Origin of the sequence: Pseudonocardia sulfidoxydans NBRC 16205 (genome assembly GCF_007989085.1) — a bacterium.
GTDB classification, from domain to species: Bacteria; Actinomycetota; Actinomycetes; order Mycobacteriales; family Pseudonocardiaceae; genus Pseudonocardia; species Pseudonocardia sulfidoxydans.
In genome coordinates, this window is record NZ_BJVJ01000022.1 from 16,800 (window position 1) to 38,078 (window position 21,279).

The window sequence follows — 21,279 nt, forward strand, 5'->3', positions numbered from 1 at the left end:
ACCTCCGATTGCTAGAGTTCACCGGCCAGCGCCCAGGTGCGTTGCGCCGCATCGGGTTCTGCGCCGTCGAGGACGCTGAGCACGACCTCGTCCGCACCGGCGTCGAGGTATCCGCGGACGCCGTCGGCGACGGCCTGTTCGTCGCCGAGCAGCGCCAGCTCCACCGCACTGTCCACACCGGCCAGGTCGAGGACGCGTCGGTAGGACGGGACGGCTCCGTAGCGGGTGAGCGATGTGGTGACGGCGTCGCGCGCGGCGTCGGGATCGGTGACGACGGCGGCCGGCACGAAGGCCACGACGCGCGGTCGCGGCCTGCCCGCCGCGTCCGCGGCCGCGGTCAGCGCCGGGACGACGTGTTCGGCGAGCACCTCGGGTGCGGCGAGGTAGGGCAGGATGCCGTCGGCGAGCTCGCCGGAGACCTGCAGCGTCCGCGGGGCCATGGCGGCGACGTACAGCGGGACCGCCGGGCGCGCACCGGCCGTCCCGACCCCGCTCGCGGCGGCGGTCAGCTCGGCGCCGTGGTGGTCGACCGCGTCGCCGGCGAACACGGAACGCAGCACGGTGAGGTACTCGCGCAGCCGGTCGACCGGGCGGACGTGGGGCACGCCGTAGACCGGCTCGGTCATGAACGCCGCACCGAGACCGAGGCCGAGCCGGAACCGGCCGTGGGTGGCGGCCTGGGCCGTGAGCGCGGCCGACGCCGTCACCAGCGGATGCCGGGTGAAGATCGGCACCACCGAGACGCCGACGGTCAACTCCGGCACCTCACGTCCGACGACCGCGGCGAGCAGGGTGGCGTCGAGGTCGGGCCGTTGCCCGATCCACGCCGAGCCGACCCCGGTCGCGGCGGCCGCGCGGGCTCGCCCGACGACGTCGTCGACGGTGTTGCCCGGGTCGGTCGACGCCGACACCGGCGGGGTGAGGGTGATCCCGACGTTCCCGGCCATCAGGCGGCCCGCTCCCCCACCGTCCACGCGTCGGCGAGCAACGCGGGGGCCGCACCGACGGCACAGGGGTCGACGTGGCGTTCGGCGAACCGGACGCGCTGGCAGCCGAGCTGTTCGGCGTCGCGTGCGGGGTCCAGTACCGACAACGGGGTCACGTTCGGGTCCTTCCTCTGGCTGTGCGGCAACGGTCGTCGACGCCGGTCGGCGGTGGCGCCGGGACGGGAGCGGACGGGTGGAGATCGGGCACGGAGGCTCCTGGGACACGGCGGACCGGGCGACTGGCGGGCCGGTGCCACGACGCACGGGTGCGCGGGATCGGCCTCAGCAACAGTGCTGGTCGTAGGCGTGCGCGCGACGGCCCGGCCAGAACGGCTCGAGCAGCGTCCGCGACATGCCTCGATCCCACCCGATCGTGGACGTCGGGGCAAGGTGACCGGCCCCGCTGACCGTATCGCGGGATCGGTTCGCGTACCTGTCCGTACCGGTCGGCCGGGATCACCACGGATCACGACCGTCCGGGGACGGTGCCGACCGGCGTGCGGTGGCGGCGGCCGTCGAGCAGCGACGCGCCCACCGCCGCCGTGGTGAGCGCGGCAGCCAGGCCGAGCGCGAGGGCGACGCCACCGCGGTAGCCCCCGCTGCCCGTCCCGCCGCCCGCGGTGGCCGCGACGACGATGCCGGTGCACGCCGCGAGGCAGATCGTCGCCGAGACACGCTGCGCCACCTGGAAGAACCCGGCAGCGAGACCGTGCGCACCGGGCGGGGCGAGGGCCAGGGTGAGGCCCTGGTTGGGCGCGGTGATCAGCCCGCCGGCCGCGCCTGCGAGGAACTGTGACCCGGCGAGCACGAGCGGCAGCGCTGCGGTGGGCAATGTCAGCACGGCGGCCACCGTCGCCACGAGCACGACCAGCAGCACGACGAGCGAGAACGTCACCGACGCCCGGCCCCAACGGGCGACGACCCGCCAGCCCGATGCAGACGCCACCCCCATCGCGAGCGCCGACGGAACCGTGTACAGCCCCGCGACCAGCGGGCTCAGCCCCAGCCCCTCCTGCAGCGCGAGGGTGACGACGACGCTCGTCCCCAGCGTCGACCCGAACCAGCACATCGCGACGACCGTGCCGAGCACGAATCCGCGTGACCGGACGAGTGCGGGGAGCAGGATCGGGACGGCGCCGCGGCGCTCGACCCGCCGCTCCCACGCTGCCAGGGCAGCGACCGCGGCGATCCCGACGGCGACCCACACCGCCGGCAGCGCGGCCCCGGCCACCGGCAGCAGCACGCACAGCGTGACGAGCGTGAGCAGCCCGATGCCGACGGCGTCGAGGTGCGGGCGGCCCGCGGTCCTCCGCCGGTCGCGCAGCCACACCGCGGCGACCACGCAGGTCACGATCCCGAAGGGGACGTTGACGGCAACGACGAGCCGCCACCCCACGCCCGGCCCCGCGACGGCGAGCAGCACCCCGCCGACGAGCGGCGCGAGCAGCGCCGACAGCGACGCGACGGCCGCGTAGGCCCCCAGTGCGCGGGAGCGGGCCGGGCCGTCGAAGGTGTCCTGGATCAGGGCGATGACCTGCGGGTTCGCCGTCCCGGCGCCGATGCCCTGCACCAGCCGCGCCAGGACGAGCAGCCACGGCGCGGTCGCGAACGCGCCGACGAGGCTCGCCGCGCTGAACACCGCCAACCCGCCGACGAGCAGCCGCCCGCGACCCAGCGCGTCGCCGAGACGCCCGGCGGGCACGAGCGCGAGCCCGAACGCCAACGAGTAGACGGCGAGGATCCACTGGACGTCGCTGCGGTCGGCGCCGAGGTCGGCGCGCAGCGCGGGCACGGCGACGGTGAGGATCGCCTGGTCGAGCAGGGTCGTGAATCCCGTGGCCAGGCAGATCGCGAGGACGGTGCGGGGGTGGGCCGTCATGCCGACGCGCGGCGGTGCCTGCGGGCGACCGCGGGCGGAGCCCGAGGTTCTCCCGCAATGTCGTGCCCTCGTACTCCGTGCGGTAGACGCCACGGTCCTGCAGCGCGGGCACCAGGCGGTCGACGACGTCGTCGAAGCCGCCGGGGACCGAGTTGGGCTGCAGGTTGAGCCCGTCGATCGCGCCGGCGCGCACGTAGCGGGCCAGCTCGTCGGCCACCGACGCGGGCGTCCCGACGAACTCGACCGTGTCGCCCAGGTGCAGCACGAGCTGCCGCATCGTGAAGCCGCGTTCGGCGGCCAGCGTCCGCCAGGCCGCGGCGGTGCGCAGCGGCCGGTCGCTGCTGTTGACCACACCATGGGTGATCGTCTGGGTGGCGACACGGGGTCGGTCGCGGGGAGCGGCCCGTCGACGTCGTGGTCGGACAGGTCGTGGCCCCACACCGCCTCGACGGTGGCGCGGATCCGCCGGTCGCTCCACGTCCGGTCGCGGAACCACACCGCGCGGTCGCGGGCCTCGGACGCGGTGTCGCCCAGGATGATCCGGGTCGCCGGGAAGATGCGCAGGTCGTCGGTGGGGCGCCCGGCCCGTGCCAGGCGGCGGCGCAGGTCGTCGGCGAAGTCCAGCGCGGCGTCGAACTGCAGGTAGCGGGAGAAGATGCCCTCGGCGTGCCGGGCGGCGAAGTCACGGCCCTCCGGCGACTCCCCGGCTTGGAACAGCACCGGTTGGCCCTGCGGGCTCGGTGGCAGCGACGGCCGGGCGCGCCGCGCACTCCGCACGACCTGCGAGATCGCCCCCGGCGCCGACCACGACGTCGCTCCGGTGTCGGACGCCGCGGCACCCTCGGGCCACGCCGCCCACAGCTGCTCGACCGTCGCCAGGTGCTCCTCGGCGTTGCGGTAGCGGTCGGCGTGACCGACCTCGCCGCCCCGGCGGAAGTTCTCGCCCGTCCACTCGTTGTCGGTGGTGACGACGTTCCAGCCCGCCCGGCCGCCGCTGAGCACGTCGACGGTGGCGAGCCTGCGCGCCAGGTCGACCGGGTCGGTGAACGTGGTGTTCAGGGTGGCGACGAGCCCGATCCGCGACGTGACCGCGGCCAGGTGGGCGAACAGCACCAGCTGGTCGGGCCGCCCGGTCACGGAGTGGTCGGTGACCCGGCCGAGGTGTTCGCGCAACCGCTGGCTGTCGCCGAGGAACAGGGTGCTGAACAGGCCGCGTTCGGCGGTCTGCGCGAGCCGGCGCCACGCGGCGAAGTCGTAGTAGACGTCGTCGCGTTCGGCCTCGGACCACACATAGGCGGGTCCGAAGCCGAAGAATCCGGCCAGGTGCAGCCGGGCGTGCGGGCGGGCGGGATCGGCGGATGCCAAGAGGGACCTCCGGGTTCAGGACGCGTAACGGCCCGCGGGACGCGGCAGGTCGAGCCGGTCGCGCAGGGTGTGCCCGGTGCCGACGGAACCGAATGCGGGCAGCACCTCGGCGGCGAGGACGGGCACGTCGCGGTCGAGGACGGCGGGCACCAGCCGGACGGCGTCGACGTGCGGTGCGAGCCGGTGCAGCAGCGCGACCAGCCCCGCCGACGACCCCACGTGCCGTAGCCGCGGCCCGGCCCGCCACGGGGTGTGGGCGTCGAGCGCGGCGAGCCGGACGACCGCGGGCAGGTCGGTGTCGAGGACGACCTCGATCTCGGCGAGCACCCGCGGGGCCCGGACCCCGGCTGCGGCGGTGACGATCCCGTCGGCCGTGGGGGCGGTGACGACCTCGACGTCGACGAGGTCCGCCGGCAGTGCACCTGCGGGGGCGAGGACGACGACCTGTCCCTGCGGCGGACGCGGGACCAGCGCGGGGCCGCGGACCGAGAACGTCGCGCCGCGGAAGTCGACGTGGTGCACGCGGTCGGAGTCCAGGAAGCGACCGGTGGCCTCGTCGGCGACGACGGCGTCGTCCTGCCAGGAGTCCCAGAGCCGGCGGGCGGCGTCGACGACGTCGGCGGCCTCCTGGGCGAGCGCGGTCGTGTCGGGGTCGTGGCGGACGCCGTAGGCGGCGGCGCGGGCCTCGGTCGCGTCGGTGCCGACGAGCCAGCCCGCCCGGCCGAGCGACGCGTGGTCGAGGCTCGAGAGCTGGTTGGAGACGTGGAACGGCTCGGCGTGCGCGGTGTCGACGACCGGGACGAGGCCGATGCGGCGGGTGCGGGCGGAGACGAACGCGGCCGCCTCGACCGGGTCGAACCGGCCGGCGACGCCGTCGCCCGGGGCGCCCGCCGTCGCGTCGTCGAAGGTCAGGAAGCCGAAGCCGGCCGACTCCGCAGCCGTCGCGGTGTCGGCCAGCCGCCCCGGCGTGAGCAGGTCCACGGGCGGATGGGCCGCCTCCCGCCACGCGGCGGGGTGCGCACCGTCGCCCGCGAGCTCGACACCGATCAGAATCTCACGTCGTCTGTCCATACAGGACTCCCTCCGATGTCCACGTGGTGGGAGGAACGGCCGCCGCCGGTCCCGGCGTGCCTACGGTGGCGACGTCCCGCCCGTCCCGTCCTGCCCCTGGAGGCACCCCGTGACCGACCGGCCCGCAGCCGACCGCATCGGCCTGATCGAGGGGCTGTTCAGCACCCCCGCGCGGCGCTACCTGTCCGACCGGCCGATCCCGGAGGAGGTGCTCTGGGAGCTTCTCGACGCCGCCACCCGCGGCCCGTCCGGGGGCAACCGGCAGAGCTGGGGCTGGATCGTCGTCACCGATCCCGAGGTCAAGGACCGGGTGGCCGCCTGGTATCGCGAGGGCTGGGAGGCGGCCTACGGGGTGCGGCGCGCCGAGCTGTCGGATCCGGCCCGTGACCAGGCCGACACCGGCCTGAGCCCGGCGTCCTACCGCGCCACCGAACACCTCGCGCGCCACATCGCAGAGGCGCCGGTGTGGGTCGTCCCGGTGCTGCTCGGGGCCGCCGGGTCGACCGACCCGCGGGCCGGGGCCTCCATCTACGGCGCGGTGCAGCAGCTGCTGCTCGCTGCCCGCGCCCACGGCATCGGCGGCGTCCTCACCTCGTTCCACCTCACGCACGAACGTGAGGTCGACGACCTGCTCGACGTGCCCGACGACGCCCTCACCGTGGGCATCGTCCCGCTGGGTTACCCGGCGCGGGGACGCTGGTCGGCACCGCGGCGCCGCCCGGTCGCCGAGGTCGTCCACTGGGGGCGGTGGGGCGCCGCCCGCCCGCGCCCGTGAGCGCGGGCGCGCGGGCCGCACTACGCCGACTTCCACGCGTCGTGCAGCTGGATGCGTGAGGAGGCGTCGAACGTGATGCCGTGGACCTTCGCGCTCGTGCCGAGCACCGTCGTCAGCTCCACGACCGGCACGTAGAAGCCCTGCGCCACCAGCGTCTTCTGCGCCTGGTCGACGATCGCGGTCCGCTTCGCGGGGTCGGTCTCACCGGCCTGGGCCCGCAGCAGCGGCTCCAACGGGCTGTCGGGAATGCGGTAGTAGTTCGCACCGGCCGTCGAGAACGAGCTGCGCAGGATGTCGGGATCGGCCCGGGTCAGGTTGCCCCAGAACGCGGTGAAGTCCCCGCTCTGCTGCACGACCGACACCTGCGCGATCTGCACCTCCTGGATCTGCAGGTCGATACCCGCGGCCTTGACCTGCTGCTGGATCAGCTCCAGCGTGGGCTTGTTGGTGCCTGCGTTGGCGGCGAACGTGACCGTCACCGTCAGCCGCTGCCCGCCCTTCGCGCGGATCCCGTCGGGCCCCGGTACCCAGCCCGCGGCCTGCAACGTCGCTTTCGCCTTCTCCAGGTCGAAGCCCAACGTCGCCGAGTCGTCGGCGTAGGACGGCGTCGTCGACGACAGCACGCTCGTCGCCGCCTTCGTCTGCGACGTGTAGACGGTGCCGACGATGTCGCGCCGGTCGATCGCCAGGCTCAGGGCCCGCCGAACCGCCGGATCGCCGACGATCGGCTTCGACTGGTTGAACCCGATGCCGAACGCGAGCCCGGGATTGGGCCTCGCGAGCAGCTGCGCGCCCGCGTCGGTCAGCAGTGCCTCGTCCTGCTGCCCGATGCTGCCGATCGCGTCGACCTCATCCGACTGCAGGCTGCCCGTCCGTACCCCCGACTCCGGCACGATCCTGAACTCGATCGAGTCGAGGTAGGCCTCCCCCGGGTGCGCGAACAGTGCCGACCCCCACGCATAACCGGTCCGCTTGGCCAGGACCAGCGACGCATTCTTCGTGTAGCTCGTGATCGTGAACGGCCCGGACCCCACGACCGCGGCGCACCGCTCGTCGTCGGACTTCGCCACCGTCGCCGGGGACAGGATGCCCAGGCTGTGTGTGGACGTGCCCTGCAGGAACTGCACGTTGGGCTGCTGGAACGACACCGTGAACCGCGTCGGGCTCTCCACGGTCGTGCCGCTGTAGCCGGCCAGGTAGCCCCTCGGCAGGGTTCCGCGCGCACCGATCTGCGGCACCCGGTCGAAGTTGGCCTTCACCGCCGCGGCGTCGAGCGGGGTGCCGTCGGAGAACGTCACCCCCTCGCGCAGGGTGAAGGTGTAGCTCTTCGCGTCCGGCGCGGACTCCCACGCCGTGGCCAGCCACGGCCGCAGCTCACCCGTCCCCGGATCCTGGTCGGTGAGCGAGTCGACGATCTGGCGCAGCGAGTAGATCGAGTCGTTGCTGCCGACCTGCTGCGGATCGACGCAACCCTGGTCGCTCGACACGGCGAACCGCAACGTCCCTCCCGCGACGGGCGCACCGGCGTCGGCCGCGTCGGTCGCGGCACCCCCGCCACCACAGGCGACGAGGGTGAACGCGGCCGCGGCCAGCACGGCGACCGCGGCGCGCAAGGGGGATCGGGAACGGGATCTGCTCATGGGAGTGGGAGTCCTCGGGGGAAGCAACGGCGGGGAGATGGGCGGCGGCGCGGGCGACGGCGTCAGGGCCGACAACCCGCCCCCGACGTCCGGCAGAGGTCGACGTGGCGGCGCCGTACCCCCTGGAATCCGACGCCGTCGGTCACGGCGTGTTCCGGCGTTCCCGCTGCGCGCGGGCGGCGACGTCGACGGAGATCGTGGTGGACACGGCCGGGCACGCCGCCGCGGGCGCCGACGCACGCCGCGCCCCAGGTCCAGCGGGGACCGCCGTCAGCGACGGCGTGCGCTGAAGTGCCGCGCGGGCCAGCTCCAGCTCGTGCGCGACCTCGGCGGCGATCAGCTCGGCGTGCAGCGCGCTGATGTCGGGCTCCACCAGCAGCGCCCGGTGGCGGGTCAGCAGCGACTCCAGCCCGTCCAGGAGACGGGCGGCGATGTCGGCGCGGCGGCGCTCACGTGGAGATGCGCCCGAGGGGGACGCGGAGGGCGGGGACGGGACGGCACGGGTCATGGCGGCACTCCGGGAAGGGTGAACGGTGAGGGCGGCTGCGCGACACCGTCCGCACCCACGCCTGGTCCGGCCTCGGCCGGGTGGCGGGTGTCAGCGGAGGGACGCGCGCGGCGTCACCGACAGAGCGCGGCCTCGGTCCTGCCGAAGTCGACGTGGCGCCGACGTGACCACCGCTCCGGGCTCATCGCTTCCTCCATCGCACCCGGCGGGAGCACCCGCACCCGCGCGAGGCGGGGGGTTGCTGCGGCGTCGTCGAGCCGGGTCTCTCAGCCGCTCTGGATGGTGCCGGCGAGGGGGTTCCGCGCCGTACGTCGACTGTAGGTTCCGCAACCCGGCGCCTGTCAACACGGACAATTCTTCCCGCGATGTGGGACGGGCGCCCTGGTCAGACGTCGATCGTCGCCCACGGGTCGTAGGTGGGGTCGGCGAGCAGGGCCTGCAGGCGACGGCGTCGGAACCCGATGTTGCCCCCGCTGAACAGCGGATACGCCAGCGCGTCCTGGACGAGCCCGGCGAGGGGGAGGTGGTGGCCGTAGGAGTCGACGCCGACGACGCGCATGAGGTCGAGCAGCGACTGCACCGCGGCCTCGGACCCGAACACCTTGGCGTGCACGGACAGTTCCTCCGCGGCCGGCGATCCCGCGTCCAGGGCGGCGCAGGCCCGGTAGGTGAGGCTGCGGACGGCCTCGATGCGGGTCTTGACGTCGGCCAGCAGGAACCCGACACCCTGGTGCTCGACGACCGGGACCCGCCCGCCGCGGCGGTCGGTGCGGGCGAAGGCCAGCGCCGCGTCGAACGCGACCCGCATGACACCCGCCGCGCAGGCGCCGATGAGCGCGCCACCGAACGCCGCGGTGACGATGCCGAGCCCGTCACCGACCTCGCCGACGAGGTCGGCCTCGGGCACCCGGACGTCGACGAGCGAGAACCGCGGCAGCAGGTGCGAGCGGTGTCCGAGGGGGTCGAGCACCGCGTCGATGCGCAGGCCGTCGACCGGGCCGGGGACCAGCAGCACGACGAGGGCGGTGGCCGGGTCGTCGCCGGCGCGGGCGACGACGGTCATCAGGTCCGGCCCGGTGCCGCCCCAGCCGGTCGCGTGCGAGACCCACTGCTTCTGCCCGTTCACGACCCAGTGCCCGTCCTCGCGGCGGGCGGTCGTGCACAGGCCGGTGTCGGGGCCGGGCTCGTCCAGGTTCGCGGTGCCACCGGGTTCGCTGAGGGCGAGCGATGCGAGCGGGGCACCGGTCGTCGCCAGGAACGGCGGCAGGTACCGGGCGTGCTGGTCCGCGTTGCCGGCCCGCAGCAGCGGGGTGAGGCCGAGTCCGGTCGAGAACAGATTGAGCGCGACGCTCGGGTCGCCCGCGACGAGTTCCTCGGCGAGGACCGCGGCGGCCGACGCCCCGGTCCCGTCGCCGCCGAGGGCCTGCGGGATCAGCGCGCGCAGGAACCCGGCCGCGACCAGCTGCTCGTAGAACGGGCGGGTCGCCCGGTAGCGCTCGGTCGCCGTCGGGAGCGCCTCGGTTGTCTCACGCGCCTTCGACAGGACGTCACCGGCGAACTCGCGGGCGTTGGCGCGCAACGACTTCAGCTCTGCTGCCGGCACCGCGCTCAGTGTCCCGCGCTCTGGCCGCCGTCGACGTGCAGGGTCTCCCCCGTCACGAACGCCGCGGTCTCGAGATACATGACGCCGTGGACGATCTCGTCGATCTCCCCCATGCGCCCCAACGGGTGCAGTCCCGCGTAGGCGCTGTGCGCCTCGACGGGGTGCATCGGGGTCTTGATGATCCCCGGCGACAACGCGTTGACCCGGACCCCGGCTGCGGCGAGCTCGATGGCGAGCGACCGGGTGGCGGCGTCGAGGCCGCCCTTCGTCAGCGCCGCGAGCACGGACGGCACCACGCTCAGGGCGTGGTCGACCAACGACGTCGTGATCGTGACGACGTGCCCCGACCCCTGCTCGACCATCGGCACGACGGCACGACGGGTGACGGCGAAGAAGCCGGCCAGGTTGAGGCTCACGACCGTCGCGAAGTCCTCGTCGGTGTAGGCGGTGAACGGCTTGGCGAGGAACGCGCCGGCGTTGTTGACCAGGGAGTCGATGCGCCCGAAACGGTCGAGCGCGGCATCGACGACGCGGTCCGCGGTCCCCGGCTCGGCGAGGTCGCCGGCGACGGTGAGCACCTGCGGGTCGTCGGACGGGCCGATGGAGCGTGACGTCGCGACGACGGCGTACCCCAGCTTGCGGTAGCCCTCGACGACCCCGGCACCGATCCCGCGCGAGGCGCCGGTGACGATCGCGACCTTCGGAGCGGACATGACGGTCTCCCTTCGTACACAGTGGACAGTGCAGGTCGAACGGAGCCACAGGTGACACGGCCGGGGTCAGGCGGTGGCGAGCCCCGCGGCGGGGCGCGGGCCGCCGCGCTCCCAGCGGCCCGAGCGGCGGATCTCGGTCGCCGTCACGCCGAACTCCGACTTCAGAGCACGGCTGAGGTGCCCGGCGTCGGTCATCCCCCAGCGCGCGGCGATCGCCGAGACGGTGCGGCCCGACAGCGACTCGTCGGCCAGGTCCCGGCAGATGCGTTCCAGCCGCTGCCGCCGGATCCAGGCCGACAGCGTGATCGCGCGCGGCGCGAGGACCTTGTGCAGGTACCGCACCGACACCCCGTGCGCACGCGCCACCGACTCGACCGTGAGGCGCGGATCGGACAGGTGCGACAGACAGTGCGCCAGCATCCGGTCGGCGAGGTCCTCCCCGGCGCCGAGAGGCGGGATGTCGACCAGTTCCGCGAGCACCAGCGACACGATCGCGTCGGCGAGGTACTCCTTGCTGCAGTTCGCCTCGCCCGCGGTGCAGTCGCCGATCTTCGCGGCGAGCCCCTCGAACAGGGTCCCCACCACGTCGCGGGGCCCGCTGTCGGTGGCGACGGCGATCGCCGTGCGCCCGGCCAACGTGTCCGCGTGCGACCCCAGCGCCGCCAGCGGGACGGTGATCACGACCGTCTCGTACGGCTCCCAGAACGTCAGCTCGTACGGTCGCGAGGTGACGTAGTTGACCAGGTCACCGGGCCCCACCAGACAGTGCCGCCCGTCCTGGGCGACAGCGGCCCGTCCCGCCCGGTGCAGCGCGACCGTCAGGAAGCCGGGATCCGAGGCGCGGATCAGGTCGGCGTCCCGGGTCACGACGCACGGGCTGCCGCTCATCGCCGAGACCCGGACCTCGCCCGCGGCCGCGCTGCGCAGCGAGCTGCGGAACGTCCCGTCGGCGAGCGGCCGGACGCGGACCGGCGCGAACGTCGACCCCAGGAGCGAGGCGAACCCGTCCCGGTCGTCGACCTCCGCCGCCGCGGTGAGGTGGCGTGCGGGCAGGGCCGTCGCACGACTCACGACCATCCGCCACCTCCTCGGTCCGGCGACCCGGTCGGGCCTGCACAGACTGTAGGCGCCGTGACCAGCCGTGACCCGCCGTTGCGCGCACCGGGGCCCGCCAGATCGCGCACTCGCGCACCGACGCACGGACGATGGACCTCCGTTGCTGTCCGGCTTTAAGGTTCAGACCTTGAACCACGCGGCTGGACGTCTGTCCCGACCACAGGAGCAACCATGCGCGACGCGGCGCAGGGACGGAACGGGGCGCCGATGCCCGACCCGTTGGTCGCGCGCAAGATCGTCGTGCCGACCTCCCGGGGCGCCGTGGTGCCACGGCCGCGGCTGTTCCGCCTACTCGAGGACGGCAGCCGCTACCCGCTCGTGACGGTCGTGGCCCCGGCGGGCTGGGGCAAGACCACGCTGCTGTCGACATGGCTCCAGCAGCCCGCCGACGATCGCGTCGTCGCCTGGCTGTCGGTCGACGGCGAGGACGACGACCCGGTCCGCTTCTGGTCGCACGTGATCACGACGATGGCGCACGCGCTGGCCCTGCACCCCGACCATGCGCTCTCGACGATGCGACCCACCCGCGCCACGTCGAACGACGCGCGGTTCGTCGCCGAGATGATCGACGTGCTCGCCGCGCTCCCCGAACCGGTCTGCCTCATGATCGACGACGTCCACGAGATCGGCGAGCCGAGCATCCCGGCGGCGCTCACCTACCTGGTCGCGCACGCGCCACCGAACTTCCGGCTCGTCCTGTCGGGCCGGTTCCTGCCCGGAATCCCGTTGGGCCGCATGCGCGTCCTCGACGAGGTCCTGGAGATCAACGCGGCCGCGCTGGCGTTCACCGACGCCGAGCTCTCGTCCGTCCTCGACGCCGCGGGACACGAGGTCGCCCCGGCGGACACCGCGCGGTTGCTGCAGCGCACCGAGGGGTGGCCCGCCGGCGTACGGCTCGCGGAGCTGGCGATGTCCGGTACCGCGGGCCCGCCCGCCACCCTCACGGACCTGACGGGGGAGGAAGCGGTCGTCGCCGAGTACTTCATCAACGAGGTCTTCGACCGCCAGGACCCGGTGACGCGCGAGTTCCTGCTGCTCACCTGCGTGGCCGACACGCTGACCGCCGACCTGGCCGACGCGCTGACCGGCCGGGCCGACTCCGAGCAGCTGCTCGAGACGATGGCCCGGACCAACACGCTCATCGGGATCCAGGGGCGGCGCCCCTGGTACCGCTACCACCAGCTGTTCGCCGAGACCCTGCGCTCGACGCTGCGCCGCGACGACCCGCAGCTGATGCGGGCCCAGCACCGCACGGCGGCGCGCTGGCACGCCGCGCGCGGCGACCCGGTGGCAGCCGTCCGGCACGCCGTCGACGGCGGCGACCTCGCGACCGCCCGGCTCGCCCTCGGCAGGGTGTGGCTGCGCCTCGTGCTCGACGGCGAGCTCACGACGCTCACCCGGGTGCTCGACCTGCTGCCCCGCAACACCGTGTCCGGGGACGCCGAGCTCGTCCTCGTGCGCGCGGTCCTACACCTGGAGTCGGGACGCGACCGGCTCGCGCAGGCCGACGTCGAGACCGGGGAGCAGCTGCTCGGCGGTCTCGACGGCACTGACCGGACCAGGGCCGCGGCGGTGGCCGCGACGGTGCGGCTGCGGCTGGCCCAGCTCGGCGGCGACATCCACGCGGCACGGCACGCGGGCGAGGCCGTGCTGGCGTCTCCCGCCCTGGAGGTCGACGACCCGTTGCGGGCCATGGCCCTGCTCGCTCTCGGCGTGTGCGAGTACTTCACCGGGCGTCGTGGCGCGTCGCAGGAGATCCTGCGCGAGGGCCTCCGGATCGCCCGGACGACTGGCCACGACTATCTGGTCACGGGCTTCCTGAGCCAGCTGGCCGTGGTCCTGACGGCGCAGGACCGGCCCGTGGAGGCCGTCGACGCGGCGCAGGAGGCCGTCGAGCTCGCACAACGGCGCGGCTGGGGCGCGACGCCGCAGATGGCCGTCACGTGGCACGCCCTGGGCTGGGCGCACTTCCTGTGGAACCGGCTCGACGAGGCCGACCTCTACCTGGACCGGGCCGAGCTGGCCGCGCCGAGCGGTGACGCCGCCCTGCTCGCGGCGATCCACATGGTGCAAGGCCTCGTGCAGTCGTTGCGCCGCAACCGCGACGCCGCCCTCGCGCTCCTGGCCGCCGCGGAGGGCAACCTCGGCGACGTCATCGACCGCTTCGTCTTCCGCTCCTACATCCGGGCCGAGGTCGTCCGGCTCCTGGTGGCGACGGGCCGGCTCGACGAGGCGGACCGCCGCCTCGCCCCCCATCGCGGCGGGCAGCGGTCGGTGGGCCTCGCGGTCGCCGAGGCCGAGCTGGCGAGGGCCCGTGGTGACGTCGCCGGCGCACTGGCAGTCGTGGGGTCGGCGCCCGGCGGCACCGGGAGCGGGTTCCTGGACCAGCACCTGCAGGCCCGTGTGCTGACGGCGGTCCTGACCGCGGAGCTGGGCCGTCCTGACGATGCCGACCGCGTCCTCGAGGACGCCTTGGACCTCGCACTTCCCGGCGACTACCGGCAGCCGTTCCTGCAGTTCGACGCGGCGCGGGCGCTGCTCGAGGCCCACCGTGGCTGCCCGGCGCACCGGCGGTTCGTGGCGGACCTGCTCGGGTCCGACGACGCCGCCGTGGCCGGGACGGCCGCCCCCGGCGCGGAGGTGCTCTCCGACCGGGAGGCCGAGGTCCTCGGCCACCTCGCGGCAATGCTCACCGCCGCCGAGATCGGCGCCGAGATGTTCGTGTCGGTCAACACCGTGAAGACCCACCTGAAGAACGTCTACCGCAAGCTCGGTGTGAGCAGCCGACGGCAGGCGGTGGCGCGCGGCGTCGCGCTGGGCATCGTGCGGCCCGGCCCCGGCAGGGGGTGACAGGTCAGCCGAGAACCGCCGCGTGCACGTCGGCCCACGCCACACCCCGGTCCATCGCCGTCTTGGCGCGGACGAACGCGGCCGACCGGTTCTTGGCCAGCACCCCGACCAGGCGCCCGCCGTCGCCGTAGCCGACCACGAACTCGTCGGCCTCCAGCCCACCGCAGAGCATGCGGACATCCGGGGCGCACGGGTCGCCGGCGAACTGGAAGTGGTGGCCGTACTGGTGCGTCCAGAAGTAGCGTCCGCTGGTGAACGGGCCGGGCGTGCCGCCGGTGAGCCGGTTCGCGACGTGGCGGGCCTGCTCGACCGCGACCATCCACTGCTGACCGCGCGCCGTCCGCCCGGTCGAAGTGTCGGTCCAGCGCGCGACGTCACCCGCGGCGTGGATGTTCGACGGGCCCGCGCACAGCTGCTCGTCGCACACCAGGCCGTCGTCGATGCGCAGGCCCGACCCCGCGAGCCACTCGACGTTGGGCACCACGCCGAGGCCGGCGACGAGCAGGTCGCACGGGAGCACGCTGCCGTCGCTGAGCCGGACCGCCTCGACCCGCCCGCGGCCCAGGACCTCGGCGATGCCGACCCCGCACCGTAGGTCGGTGCCGTTGTCGCGGTGCATCGACACGAACGCCGCGTCCACCCGGGGCCCCACGGCCCGCACGAGCGGCGTCGGCTGCACCTCGACGACGGTGACGTCGAGCCCCAGCGCCCGCGCGCTGGACGCCACCTCGGCACCGACGAACCCGGCCCCCGCGACGACGACGGTCGGGCACCGTTCGAGCTCCGCCCGGATCGCCGCCGCGTCGTCGACGGTCCGCAGCGCGAACACGCCCTCCGCTGGGATGTCCCACGGGACCGGCCGGGGCCGTGCGCCCGTGCAGACGACCAGGTCGTCGTAGGGCACCGGACCCGCGGCGGTCTCGACGACGCGGCGCCCGGGGTCGAGACCGAGGACCGCGCAACCCGTACGCAGCTCGACGTCGAGGTCGGCGAAGGCCTGCTCGTCCTTGAACGTGGCGTCCTGCGGCTTGACCTTCCCGGTGAGGACCTCCTTGGACAGCGGCGGACGGTCGTAGGGCAGGTGCGGCTCGTCACCGAGCACGACGACCGACCCGTCGAATCCCCTGCGCCTGAGGAACTCAGTGACCCGCACCGCGGCCAGCCCGCCGCCGGCGACGACCACCCGCCGCGTCCCCATCCCGGTGCCCTCAGCCCTCGGCCGCGACGCCGATGGCGTCGACCGGGCAGCAGGCCGCGGCGTCGTGCACGCTGTCGAGGTCGGCGCCGGTCACGGTGTGGTGCAGCACAACCAGCCGCGCGTCGGGCCCCATCCCGAACACGTTCGCCGCGATCGTGGTGCACATCCCCGAATGGATGCACCGGTCCCAGTCGATCGTCACGTCCGCCATGTCTCCTCCTTCTCCGTCGGGCCGGTCGCGCCGGTTTCAGCTGCCGCCGAGCTTCTCGGCCAGCTCGAACAACCAGCGCCGGTACTCGATGGAGTACTTGTCGACGCCCTTGAGGTGCATCTCCTCGGACAGGTCCTCGGGCAGTTCCTCGGGGCGCTGCGACTCGACCACCGGGCGGTCCTGCTCGTAGATGAAGTGGACGAACCCACCCAGCTCCTCGTCGGCCTTCGCCGGGTCGCCGAAGTCGCGGCCGGCGATGGTGAAGTTGCGGATGCTGCGCGGGCCCAGCGGGGTCGGGTGGAACAGCAGGTTGTACTTGTTGCCGTCGGAGAAGACGATGTTGAGCATGCAGGTCAGCGGCATGAACACCCGCCAGTCGATGGAGAAGTAGACGTACGGGTCCTCGGGCAGGTCCTTGCCGCCCCAGGCCGCCGAGTCGACCGGCACCCGCACGAGCGTCTTCTTGTCCTGCAGGTTCTCGAGGCGGTTCTCGTCGCGCCAGACGTCGTGGCCCGGCACCGCGGGCTGCGACGCGTCGCCCAGGTAACCGTCGTGCAGGATCGCGAAGTGCGAGTAGTCGGTGTAGTTCTCGACCCGGCGTGGCGCGCTGCAGTCCCAGTCGGTCAGCGGACGGCACGCGATGTGGTGCAGCCCCGGGTCGTCGAACTGGGGGTACTCCGGCAGCGGGTAGTACGGCTCGTCGACCAGGCAGGCCCAGATCAGCCCGTAGCGTTCCGCCGACAGGTACTTGTGCACGCTCGCCCGGAGGTGGCCCGCGAGGTCGGGGCGCTGGGGTGCGAGGGTGCAGCGGCCGCTGCCGTCGTACTGCCAGCCGTGGTAAGGGCACTGCAGCTCGCGGCCGCCGATCACGGTGCCGATCGACAGTGCGGACCCGCGGTGCGCGCACAGGTCGTCGAAAACACAAACCTCGCCGTCCAACCGGACGACGACCAGCTGCTGCCCCATGAGCGTCGCCCGGATCGGCGTGTCCCCGAGATCCTCGGCGTAGGCGATGGGATGCCAGAAGTGCCGCAACGAGCGGTAGATCCGGGCCTCGCCGTCGGCGTTGAACTCGTTGACCCGCGAGGTGAACGCGGACTCGTCCGGGAGGTCGGTGAGCGTCATGGTGGAGGTCCCTTTCTCGGCGGTGAGGTGGGGGCGTCATGTCCGGCTCCGGTCCACAGTGTCGGGCGTCACGGAGATCGAGTCGACACACGGGGCGGGTGACCCCTCGGGCCGAACCCCTCACCCGCGACGGGTGACCCGGCACCCGGAACTGCATGCGCGCGAACGGGTTCGGACATGCCGACGCGGGCCGCGGCGGCTGGTCGGCCGCGGCCCGCGAGGCGTGGACGTCCTCCCGCTACGGCGTGCCGGCGGGCACCCGTCGGTCGGCGTAGGACGGCCGGATGTCGGTCATCATGACGACGAGCTCCTCGACGACGGCGTCGAGGAACGCACGGCCGCTCTCCGCGGACGCCACGTGCGGGTCACCGAAGATCGAGGTGTCGTTGGTCGAGGGGCTCGGCCGGGTCGTGTACGTCCGCGACGGCGTGACCGGGGCGACGAGGTCCCAACCGACCAGCGGCGTCGCCACCCCCTCGATCGCGGCCATGTCGACGAGCTCCGGGCGGACGGCGAGCTGGAACGACGTCTCGAACTCGCAGCCGTGGCCCATGCCGCCGACCTCGGACCGGCGCAGCGCGTGGATCCGGGCCGCCGCGGGCTCCCAGTAGCTGACGGCCGTCACCGTCGGGGCGAAGGTCGTGTCGAGGTCGTCGATCAACCGCCGGGCCACCGCGTCGTTCGCGGTCCCGTTGGGCCGGTTCCCGTTGAGGATCAGCAGCTTGCGGAACCCCTGCTTGATCAGCGCCGTCCCGACCTCGTAGACGAGCTCCTGGTAGAGCGGCACCGACAGGGAGATCGTGCCGGTGAACGACTCGAAGGTCTTCGAGATCCCGTAGGGCAGGGGCGGGGCGACGACGGCACCGAGCCGCTCCGCCACCAGCGTCGCGACGTGCTCGGCCTGGTGGGTGTCGGCGTCGTTGGGCATGTGCGCGCCGTGCGCCTCGGTGGCGCCGGTGGGCAGGATGACCAGGGCCTCGCGATCGATGGCCTCCTGGACCTGCCGCCAGCTCATGTGGGCGATCTTCATCGGGACTCTCCTCCCGCGACGGCCGCAGCCGTCGCGTCGACGACGGGCGGCCGCCGGCGGCCGTGCCCGGTGGACGTCTCGAACATGTGGCCGATCTCGAGGACCCGCCGGTCGGCGCCGGGTGGGCCGACGATCTGCATGCCGACGGGCAGCCCGTCGTCGGTGAAACCGGCCGGTACCGACAACGCCGGGCATCCCGTCGCACTGATCCAGTAGGCGAGGCGCATCCAGTCGAGGTATCCGGCCCCGCCCGCGGGGCCGCCGTCGCCGGCCGCCGGGAGGCGGGGGTACTCGAGCCGGGCGTCGAACGGGGGCACCGGGCTGACCGCGGCGACGAGGACGTCGTAGCCGGCGAAGAACGAGCGCATCCGTTCCCACAGCTCGCCGCGGGTGCGCTCGGCGCGGGCGACGTCCTCGGCGCGCAGTGCACGGCCGGCCTCGATATTCGCGACCAGGCTCGGCTTGACCAGGTCCCGGTGCGCGTCGAGCAGGTCGCCGTAGGCGAGCTGGAACTGCCACGCGCGCAGGGTGCGGAAGACCTCGTCGGCGCCGGCGAGGTCGGGGTGCTCCTCGACGACCGTGCAGCCGAGGCCTTCGAGGACGCCCACCTGTCGTGCGAGCACGTCCGCGACGGCCGGATCGAGCGCCACCGCGCCGCCGAGGTCCGGCGCCCACGCCACCCGCACCCCGTGCAGGTCGACCTCGAGTGGGCCGTCGAGCGTTCGAGGGTCGTCGGCCAGGCTGATCGGGCACCGCGGGTCCGGCCCGGCGATCACCGACAGCAGCAGCGCGACGTCGTCGACCGAGCGGGCCATCGGGCCGGGAACGGTCAGGCTCGACCACGGCAGCACCGACGGGTACTGCGGCACCCGTCCGGACGACGGCCGCAGGCCGACGACGTTGCAGAACGACGCCGGGTTGCGCAGCGAGCCCCCCATGTCGTTGCCGTCGGCCAGCGGGTGCATCCCGCAGGCCAGAGCTGCGGCCGCACCGCCGCTGCTGCCACCCGCCGACCGGTCGAGCGCGTAGGGGTTGCGGGTGAGCCCGAACACCTCGTTGAACGTGTGCGAGCCGGCCGCGAACTCGGGGACGTTGGTCTTGCCGATCGTGATCGCGCCTGCCGCGCGGATGCGTTCGACGACGAGCTCGTCGTCGTCGGGGACGTGGTCGGCGAAGATGCGCGAGCCGTAGGTGGTGCGGAGGCCGGCGGTGCGGTGGGTGTCCTTGTGCGCCACCGGTATCCCGTGCAGCGGACCGCGCAGGCGGCCGGCAGCGCGGTCCTGGTCGGCCCGGGCGGCGTCGGCGAGCGCCTGTTCCGGCACGAGCGTCACGATCGCGTTGACGACCGGGTTCACGGCGTCGGTCCGGTCGAGGTGGGCACGGACGAGCTCCACCGCCGACACCTGCCCGGTGCGGACGAGATCGGCCATCTCCCGTGCCGGGAGGAAGCACAGCTCATCGGCCGTCACGGGGGCGGCCCCGCCGCACGAAGCGGATGTGACATACGCCCTCTCCTGTCCGCTGAGCGGATATGTCATCCTTCTTGCGGACAGTCAAGCAGGTGGCGCCGCCGACCGTCAACGCCGTCGGAGGCCCCCACCGCCGGACCGAGGAGACGATCAGCGATGGCCACAGCCCGTCCCGGCACGTCCCGCCCCACGGTCACCCCGACGTCACGGAGGGCGGGGTGATGCCCGGGGCCGCGTCGCTGATCGCCACGGTGCTCGACACCGGCACCTTCGTCGGCTGGGACGCCCCACCACCGCCGGTGGCCGACGACGACTACCGGACCGCGCTGGCCGCCGCCGCTCGGCGTAGTGGCGCCGACGAGGCGATCGTCACCGGTCAGGGCCGGATCGCCGGCCGGGCGGTCGCCGTCGTCTGCAGCGAGTACGGGTTCCTCGGCGGTTCGATCGGCGCGACCGCCGCCGGCAGGATCGTCGCCGCCGTCGAGCGGGCCACCGCCGCCCGGCTCCCGCTGCTCGCCTCCGCGGCCTCCGGCGGAACGCGGATGCAGGAGGGGACGCCCGCATTCGTGCGGATGGCGCCGATCGTCGCCGCGGTGACCGCGCACAAGGCCGCGGGCCTGCCCTACCTCGTCCACCTGCGGCACCCGACCACCGGTGGCGTGCTCGCCTCGTGGGGGTCGCTCGGCCACGTCACCGTCGCCGAACCCGGCGCCCTCATCGGCTTCCTCGGGCCGACGGTCTACGAGGCGCTGCACGGACGCCCCTTCCCTGCCGGCGTCCAGACCGCTGAGGCCCTCCACGACCACGGCCTCGTCGACGCGGTGCTGCCGACATCGCTGCTGCGCGGGATCGCCGCGCGCGCACTCGCGCTGCTCGCGCCACAACCGCCCGCCACCGACGCCGCCACCCCCGCGCCCACGCCCCGAGGCCCGGTGCCCGAGCCCCCCGCGTGGGAGTCCGTCCGCCGGACCCGCCACCCGGGCCGGCCGGGGCTGCACGCCGTCCTGCGCCAGGCCGAGGACGCGCTCCCCCTCAGCGGGACCGGGGCGGGCGAGCGCGGCGAGGCGCTGGTCCTGGCGCTCGTCCGGTTCGGCGGCACGGCCTGTGTGCTCGCCGGCCACGACCGCACCGTCTCCCGGCCGCCGACACCCGCCGACCTGCGCACCGCGCGCCGCGGGATGCGGCTCGCCGGCGAGCTCGGCCTGCCGTTCGTCACCGTGATCGACACCGCCGGCGCGGAGCTCAGCCCGGCCGCGGAGTGGGGTGGCCTCGCCGGGGAGATCGCCCGCTGCCTCGCCGACCTGCAGCAACTGCCCGCACCCACGCTCTCGGTGCTGCTCGGCCAGGGCACCGGCGGCGCCGCGATCGCGCTGCTGCCGGCCGACCGCGTCGTCGCCGCCCGGCACGCCTGGCTCGGGCCGCTGCCGCCCGAGGGCGCCGCCACGATCCGCTTCGGCGACCCGCGCCGGGCCCCTGAGATCACCGAGGCGCAGCACGTCCGGGCAACCGACCTCCTCGATGCCGGCGTCGTCGACCGGGTGCTCGACGAACTCCCCGACGCCGCCGACGAGCCGGAGGCGTTCGCCCGCCGCGTCGCCGACGTGATCGCCGAGGAGCTGCGGCGCCTGGGCTCGGGCGACACCGCACTGCGCAGCGCCGAACGGGTGGCCCGCGGCCACCGGCTCGTCGCCCTGCCTCCCGCCTGACCCGGGGAACACGTCCTCCGGCGCCGGCCGGGGC

General features: G+C 74.1%; 17 protein-coding genes and 1 riboswitch. Of the genes, 3 read left to right on the forward strand and 14 right to left on the reverse strand.

Translation table 11 applies throughout. The features are described 5' to 3' along the window. Nucleotides 1-11: 11 nt before the first annotated feature. From PSU4_RS13040 to PSU4_RS13055, 4 genes are all read right to left on the reverse strand, one after another. Complete coding sequence (locus tag PSU4_RS13040) at nucleotides 12-947, reverse strand: TIGR03564 family F420-dependent LLM class oxidoreductase (protein ID WP_147107158.1); 936 nt, start codon at nucleotides 945-947, stop codon at nucleotides 12-14. Then, nucleotides 947-1,102: a hypothetical protein gene (locus PSU4_RS31245; RefSeq protein ID WP_186816913.1), complete on the reverse strand. Its 156-nt coding sequence runs from the start codon at nucleotides 1,100-1,102 to the stop codon at nucleotides 947-949. The genes PSU4_RS13040 and PSU4_RS31245 overlap by 1 nt, the downstream gene beginning before the upstream one ends. A gap of 350 nt (nucleotides 1,103-1,452) precedes the next feature. Next, entirely contained in the window at nucleotides 1,453-4,230 is a 2,778-nt protein-coding gene (locus PSU4_RS32315; RefSeq protein WP_246115090.1) for an MFS transporter, read from the reverse strand. Between the two features lie 15 nt (nucleotides 4,231-4,245). Beyond that, nucleotides 4,246-5,301, reverse strand: a complete 1,056-nt coding sequence (locus PSU4_RS13055) for an LLM class flavin-dependent oxidoreductase (protein ID WP_147107164.1) — start codon at nucleotides 5,299-5,301, stop codon at nucleotides 4,246-4,248. Between the two features lie 109 nt (nucleotides 5,302-5,410). On the opposite strand from PSU4_RS13055, the gene PSU4_RS13060 reads away from it, so the two are divergent. Next, on the forward strand, nucleotides 5,411-6,076 hold the full coding sequence (locus PSU4_RS13060; RefSeq protein WP_147107167.1) for a nitroreductase family protein: 666 nt from the start codon (nucleotides 5,411-5,413) through the stop codon (nucleotides 6,074-6,076). 20 nt (nucleotides 6,077-6,096) lie between these two features. Here the strand turns inward: PSU4_RS13060 and PSU4_RS13065 are convergent, their stop codons facing one another. From PSU4_RS13065 to PSU4_RS13085, 5 genes are all read right to left on the reverse strand, one after another. Further along, on the reverse strand, nucleotides 6,097-7,716 hold the full coding sequence (locus PSU4_RS13065) for an ABC transporter substrate-binding protein (RefSeq protein WP_147107169.1): 1,620 nt from the start codon (nucleotides 7,714-7,716) through the stop codon (nucleotides 6,097-6,099). 142 nt (nucleotides 7,717-7,858) lie between these two features. Then, nucleotides 7,859-8,224: a hypothetical protein gene (locus tag PSU4_RS13070; protein WP_147107172.1), complete on the reverse strand. Its 366-nt coding sequence runs from the start codon at nucleotides 8,222-8,224 to the stop codon at nucleotides 7,859-7,861. A 190-nt stretch (nucleotides 8,225-8,414) separates the two neighbouring features. Beyond that, nucleotides 8,415-8,510: riboswitch (SAM riboswitch) on the reverse strand. A 99-nt stretch (nucleotides 8,511-8,609) separates the two neighbouring features. Beyond that, complete coding sequence (locus PSU4_RS13075) at nucleotides 8,610-9,827, reverse strand: acyl-CoA dehydrogenase family protein (protein ID WP_246115091.1); 1,218 nt, start codon at nucleotides 9,825-9,827, stop codon at nucleotides 8,610-8,612. Between the two features lie 5 nt (nucleotides 9,828-9,832). Further along, the gene (locus PSU4_RS13080; RefSeq protein WP_147107175.1) at nucleotides 9,833-10,540 is read right to left on the reverse strand and encodes an SDR family NAD(P)-dependent oxidoreductase; all 708 of its coding nucleotides are present in this window, start codon (nucleotides 10,538-10,540) and stop codon (nucleotides 9,833-9,835) included. A 66-nt stretch (nucleotides 10,541-10,606) separates the two neighbouring features. Next, complete coding sequence (locus PSU4_RS13085) at nucleotides 10,607-11,617, reverse strand: AraC-like ligand-binding domain-containing protein (RefSeq protein ID WP_147107178.1); 1,011 nt, start codon at nucleotides 11,615-11,617, stop codon at nucleotides 10,607-10,609. 210 nt (nucleotides 11,618-11,827) lie between these two features. Here PSU4_RS13085 and PSU4_RS13090 point away from each other — a divergent pair, with 210 nt between their 5' ends. Further along, nucleotides 11,828-14,506 carry a winged helix-turn-helix domain-containing protein gene (locus PSU4_RS13090; RefSeq protein ID WP_147107181.1) on the forward strand — a complete coding sequence of 893 codons (2,679 nt, stop codon included), beginning with the start codon at nucleotides 11,828-11,830 and terminating at the stop codon, nucleotides 14,504-14,506. Nucleotides 14,507-14,510: 4 nt separating this feature from the next. Here the strand turns inward: PSU4_RS13090 and PSU4_RS13095 are convergent, their stop codons facing one another. The 5 genes from PSU4_RS13095 to PSU4_RS13115 all read right to left on the reverse strand — a co-directional run bounded on the left by PSU4_RS13095 (nucleotide 14,511) and on the right by PSU4_RS13115 (nucleotide 19,539). After that, nucleotides 14,511-15,704 carry an NAD(P)/FAD-dependent oxidoreductase gene (locus PSU4_RS13095; RefSeq protein WP_147107184.1) on the reverse strand — a complete coding sequence of 398 codons (1,194 nt, stop codon included), beginning with the start codon at nucleotides 15,702-15,704 and terminating at the stop codon, nucleotides 14,511-14,513. Between the two features lie 10 nt (nucleotides 15,705-15,714). Then, complete coding sequence (locus PSU4_RS13100; RefSeq protein WP_147107187.1) at nucleotides 15,715-15,915, reverse strand: ferredoxin; 201 nt, start codon at nucleotides 15,913-15,915, stop codon at nucleotides 15,715-15,717. 36 nt (nucleotides 15,916-15,951) lie between these two features. After that, nucleotides 15,952-17,040: a Rieske 2Fe-2S domain-containing protein gene (locus PSU4_RS13105; RefSeq protein ID WP_147107190.1), complete on the reverse strand. Its 1,089-nt coding sequence runs from the start codon at nucleotides 17,038-17,040 to the stop codon at nucleotides 15,952-15,954. A 238-nt stretch (nucleotides 17,041-17,278) separates the two neighbouring features. After that, on the reverse strand, nucleotides 17,279-18,070 hold the full coding sequence (locus tag PSU4_RS13110; RefSeq protein ID WP_147107193.1) for a creatininase family protein: 792 nt from the start codon (nucleotides 18,068-18,070) through the stop codon (nucleotides 17,279-17,281). Continuing rightward, entirely contained in the window at nucleotides 18,067-19,539 is a 1,473-nt protein-coding gene (locus tag PSU4_RS13115; protein ID WP_147107195.1) for an amidase, read from the reverse strand. The genes PSU4_RS13110 and PSU4_RS13115 overlap by 4 nt, the downstream gene beginning before the upstream one ends. A gap of 92 nt (nucleotides 19,540-19,631) precedes the next feature. Here PSU4_RS13115 and PSU4_RS13120 point away from each other — a divergent pair, with 92 nt between their 5' ends. Continuing rightward, a complete protein-coding gene (locus PSU4_RS13120; RefSeq protein WP_246115092.1) occupies nucleotides 19,632-21,245 on the forward strand; it encodes a carboxyl transferase domain-containing protein in 1,614 nt (537 codons plus the stop codon). Nucleotides 21,246-21,279 lie beyond the last annotated feature (34 nt).

What these genes read in the sequence shown, in the direction of transcription:
- PSU4_RS13055 (WP_147107164.1), bottom strand. Translation starts at nt 5,301, where the DNA reads ATGGACAGACGACGTGAGATTCTGATCGGTGTCGAGCTCGCGGGCGAC.
- PSU4_RS13040 (WP_147107158.1), bottom strand. Translation starts at nt 947, where the DNA reads ATGGCCGGGAACGTCGGGATCACCCTCACCCCGCCGGTGTCGGCGTCG.
- PSU4_RS13110 (WP_147107193.1), bottom strand. Translation starts at nt 18,070, where the DNA reads ATGAAGATCGCCCACATGAGCTGGCGGCAGGTCCAGGAGGCCATCGAT.
- PSU4_RS13090 (WP_147107181.1), top strand. Translation starts at nt 11,828, where the DNA reads ATGCGCGACGCGGCGCAGGGACGGAACGGGGCGCCGATGCCCGACCCG.
- PSU4_RS13070 (WP_147107172.1), bottom strand. Translation starts at nt 8,224, where the DNA reads ATGACCCGTGCCGTCCCGTCCCCGCCCTCCGCGTCCCCCTCGGGCGCA.
- PSU4_RS13105 (WP_147107190.1), bottom strand. Translation starts at nt 17,040, where the DNA reads ATGACGCTCACCGACCTCCCGGACGAGTCCGCGTTCACCTCGCGGGTC.
- PSU4_RS13065 (WP_147107169.1), bottom strand. Translation starts at nt 7,716, where the DNA reads ATGAGCAGATCCCGTTCCCGATCCCCCTTGCGCGCCGCGGTCGCCGTG.
- PSU4_RS13095 (WP_147107184.1), bottom strand. Translation starts at nt 15,704, where the DNA reads ATGGGGACGCGGCGGGTGGTCGTCGCCGGCGGCGGGCTGGCCGCGGTG.
- PSU4_RS13080 (WP_147107175.1), bottom strand. Translation starts at nt 10,540, where the DNA reads ATGTCCGCTCCGAAGGTCGCGATCGTCACCGGCGCCTCGCGCGGGATC.
- PSU4_RS13100 (WP_147107187.1), bottom strand. Translation starts at nt 15,915, where the DNA reads ATGGCGGACGTGACGATCGACTGGGACCGGTGCATCCATTCGGGGATG.
- PSU4_RS13085 (WP_147107178.1), bottom strand. Translation starts at nt 11,617, where the DNA reads ATGGTCGTGAGTCGTGCGACGGCCCTGCCCGCACGCCACCTCACCGCG.